Here is a 3,810-nt window from a genome sequence, read left to right as displayed (position 1 = left end):
CCAGACCGGAAGCCCTACACACCAGGGCGATCAACACACCACAAGATCAAAGAGTCACACGTTCAGGACACCGCACGAACGTGCGGAGTACAGGCTGCCTGGCTCCGCCCTGCTTCGCCGCCCGGAACCCCGGGTCGGCCAGCAGCGTGTCCACCAGCTCGGCGGAGAGGCGTGCCCGCTCCTCGTCGCTGAGTCGCTCGGTGTCCTCGTCGGCGTCACGCTGCGCGGGAAACCGCGCCGAGGGGCGGCCCGTCAGTTCCTGCCATTCGAGGTACCAGGGCGCGGACTGCTCCCAGAAGCGGATCAGACCGTTCGCGGCGAACGCGACGCTGACCCGGCCGGTCTCGCCCTTGTTTTTGATCAGATGCGTAGGCGGGTCCGCTACCTCGTCCTCATCGTTGTCGGGGTCGAAGGCAACGGCCTTGAGGTACAGCACTGCGCCACCGAGCATCGCGGCGAGAGCGAGGAAGCCGGGCAGGTCCAAGGCGCCCGGCGAGATGTTCACCTCCGGGCCGAGGTCGCGTTCTGGCGCCGCGGGCACCAGGGTCATGGTGTTGCACGCCGCGAATTCAGTCACGGACGCGGCCAGTGTGGCGAGGTTGTTCACGGTGCGACCGTAATGACTGGGTGTGACAGTTCACTCACGCGCCCTGCGGGTGGCGGATGGTCGCTACTGACAACGTCTGGCTGGGCCCACCTCGGGCGTAGGGTCGGATGCCGATATCGGTTTCGTCGCTGTCGGAGGTGGGTCAGGGGTGCGGGAGTTTCAGCGGGGTGCGGTGCGGCTGCACATCCTGCACCACGYGGCCGAGAGGGAGATCCACGGMGCGTGGATGACCGAGGAGCTGGCCCGCCACGGCTACCAGATCAGCCCCGGCACGCTGTATCCGACGCTGCATCGGCTGGAAGCGGACGGGCTGCTGACCTCTGACCAGCGTGTCGTGGATGGCCGGGCCCGGCGGGTCTACCGGGCGACCGAGGTCGGGAGGCGGGCTCTCGCGGAGGACCGCAAGGCTCTGGCGGAGCTGGCCCGCGAAGTCCTCGGCGACGACACCCTGTAGGAACCGCGTTGGGAGTTTGCGGGGCGTGCGGCTAAGCCGTGGCGGTGGGGTGCAGGTGGGCGTCGAGGGAGTAGGCGCCGGCGCCGACGATGAGCAGGAAGAGGCTGCCGCACAGCTGGGCGAGGTCGGTGCGGGATTCGTGGACGAAGTCCCACCAGCCGGATGCGCCGTCGAAGAGCGGGGCGTCGCCCCACAGGATGGGCAGCTTGGTGATGAGTAGCGCACCGAGCATGTTCACGATCATCGGCAGGGTGGCGAGTCGGGTGAGCAGCCCGGCCAGGATCAGCGCACCGCAGGCGATCTCGAAGCCCCCGTCCAGGGGTGCGAAGAAGCCGGGGGCGGGGATGGCGGCCTTGTCGAACCGGCCGGCGCCGAGCTCGTCGGGGTAGAGGAACTTCTGAATGCCCTCGAAGAGGAAGACCGCGCCGACGTAGAAGCGGATGAGGATCACCGCGGCGGGCGCGGTGGTCGAGGTCAGCCGGGCCTGCCAGGTGCCGAGCTGTGTCATACGAGGTGCCCCTCTGCCATCGCAACGTATCGGATACCGATACCGTCCCGTGAGCCAGCGGGGCACCGGTGGTTGTGCGCCCGGCCCGCAGCCGTGTCGTGCAGGGGTTACGGGGCCACTATGCGGCGTATCCCGTAGGCGGCGGCGCCCACGGCCAACACCGCGACCCCGGCGATCACAGAGGCCGGAGGCAGGGCGAAAGCCAGCGTGAGGCAGCCCGCCAGCCCGAGGACAGGGATCAGGCGGTGCGGGCGGCCCTCGCCGGGGGTCAGGGTCCAGGCGGAGACGTTGGCGATGGCGTAGTAGGCCAGCACACCGAAGGAGGAGAACCCGATCGCCCCACGCACGTCCGCCGTCGCCGCGAGGACCGCCACCACGGCGCCGACGGCGAGCTCGGCCCGGTGCGGCACCCCGAACCTGGGGTGGACCGCCGCCAGGGCGTGGGGCAGATGCCGGTCCCGGGCCATCGCCAGGGTCGTGCGCGAGACGCCGAGGATGAGCGCCAGCAGCGAGCCGAGCGCGGCCACCGCCGCGCCGACGCGCACCACCGGCGCGAGCCAGCCCGCGCCCGCGGCCCGGACGGCGTCCGACAGCGGTGCGGTGGCATCGGCCAGCTGCGACGGCCCCAGCACCGCGAGAACGGCGATGGCGACGAGCACGTAGACGACCAGGGTGATGGCGAGCGCGAGCGGGATGGCCCGGGGAATGGTCCGACCCGGGTCGCGGACCTCCTCACCGAGAGTGGCGATGCGCGCGTATCCGGCGAAGGCGAAGAACAACAGACCCGCCGCCTGCAGCACCCCGCCGAAGGAGGCGTCCCTGCCGATACTCAGCCGCGCGGCATCCGCCTCACCGCAGGTGAGGACGGCGAGGACCACGCCGGCGAGAACCACCAGGACCACGGCCACGATCGCCCGGGTGAGCCAGGCGGATTTCTGCACCCCGGCGTAGTTCACGGCGGTCAGCGCGACCACGGCGGCCACCGCGACCGCGTGCGCCTGACCGGGCCACACGTACGACCCGACCGTCAGGGCCATCGCGGCGCAGGAAGCGGTCTTACCGACCACGAACCCCCACCCCGCGAGATAACCCCAGAAGGCACCAAGCCGCTCACGCCCGTAGACATAGGTCCCGCCCGAGGCCGGATACCGAGCGGCCAGCCGGGCGGAGGACGTCGCGTTGCAGTACGCGACCACGGCGGCCAGAGCCAGCCCGAGCAGCAGCCCGGAGCCAGCCGCGTGCGCCGCCGGAGCGAGCGCAACGAAGATCCCCGCACCGATCATCGACCCCAGACCGATCACCACGGTGTCGGGCACCCCGAGGCGACGCCGCAACTCGTTCGGGACGCCAGCGGCGGTCGATGCCGTGCTCACGGCTCACTCCTCGGCATGGGTGCGCTCCTTACGGAATCCGATATCGGAAGACGACACGTGACCGAGTGTGTCGCCCGACCGCATCCCAGGCCAGAGGCGCACAGATGACGATTCTCATAAATAATCAGTTGCGAGAGTGCTGCGAGACCCCGGGTTGTGTCCGTTTTGCCCCGATGCTCGCTCGCAGAAAACCTCTCGCAACTCCAGTGTTCTGCGAKGCACTTCTGAGGGCGCTGTTGCATCGGCGATGTCTGCCTTCGCGTAGCCGCCGATCAGCCATGATCAGAGGATGCGCCGACGTCGTGCCCGTCCATCGGCTCCGGTGTCGGAGTTCGCCGGGTTCCGGTTCCCCTGTCTGTCGGAGGTGATCGTTCTGGCGGTCCGCTGGTACCTGCGGTTCGCGCTGTCCTACCGGGACGTCGAGGAGCTGCTCGCCGAACGCGGCCTCGAGGTCGATCACGTCACGGTCTACCGGTGGGTGCAGCGCTTCACGCCTCTACTCGCCGGGGCAGYCCGGCCCTGCTGGCATCGGCCCGGCGACAGGTGGTTCCTCGACGAGACCTACGTCAAGGTCGCCGGCCGGTGGGCCTACCTCTACCGTGCCGTCGACCAGCACGGCCAGGTCATCGACGTCCTCGTCAGCACCCGCGGCGACCAGGCCGCTGCCCGCCGGTTCTTCATCCAGGCGCTGGCGCATGGCCGCCGCCCGGTCGAGGTCACCACCGACAAGGCACCCGTCTACCCGAGGATCCTCGACGAGCTGCTCCCCGAGGCCTGCCATGTCGACGCCGCCAGAGAGAACAATCGGATCGAAGCCGATCATGGCAGGCTCAAAGCCCGGCTCCGGCCGATGCGCGGACTCAAACGG

General features: G+C 69.7%; 5 protein-coding genes. 2 read left to right on the top strand and 3 right to left on the bottom strand.

Annotated features, from left to right (window positions below; genetic code table 11):
- Positions 1–46: 46 nt before the first annotated feature.
- On the bottom strand, positions 47–607 hold the full coding sequence (locus BBK14_RS09115) for a hypothetical protein (RefSeq protein ID WP_071060996.1): 561 nt from the start codon (positions 605–607) through the stop codon (positions 47–49).
- A gap of 148 nt (positions 608–755) precedes the next feature.
- Here BBK14_RS09115 and BBK14_RS09110 point away from each other — a divergent pair, with 148 nt between their 5' ends.
- Positions 756–1,061 carry an Rv3488 family transcriptional regulator gene (locus BBK14_RS09110; protein ID WP_071060994.1) on the top strand — a complete coding sequence of 102 codons (306 nt, stop codon included), beginning with the start codon at positions 756–758 and terminating at the stop codon, positions 1,059–1,061.
- A 31-nt stretch (positions 1,062–1,092) separates the two neighbouring features.
- Here BBK14_RS09110 and BBK14_RS09105 read toward each other — a convergent pair whose 3' ends face one another.
- Positions 1,093–1,569 (bottom strand): DoxX family protein, encoded by a 477-nt coding sequence (locus tag BBK14_RS09105; RefSeq protein ID WP_071060992.1) that lies wholly within the window; start codon positions 1,567–1,569, stop codon positions 1,093–1,095.
- Positions 1,570–1,676: 107 nt separating this feature from the next.
- Entirely contained in the window at positions 1,677–2,942 is a 1,266-nt protein-coding gene (locus BBK14_RS09100) for an APC family permease (RefSeq protein WP_071060990.1), read from the bottom strand.
- Positions 2,943–3,264: 322 nt separating this feature from the next.
- On the opposite strand from BBK14_RS09100, the gene BBK14_RS09095 reads away from it, so the two are divergent.
- Positions 3,265–3,810: IS6 family transposase (locus BBK14_RS09095; protein WP_071060988.1), on the top strand; the 546-nt coding region annotated here is incomplete at its 3' end.

Origin of the sequence: Parafrankia soli, assembly GCF_001854695.1 — a bacterium.
GTDB lineage: Bacteria > Actinomycetota > Actinomycetes > Frankiales > Frankiaceae > Parafrankia > Parafrankia soli.
Note: the sequence above shows the minus strand (reverse complement) of the source record. Positions and strands in the feature narration are given on the sequence as shown.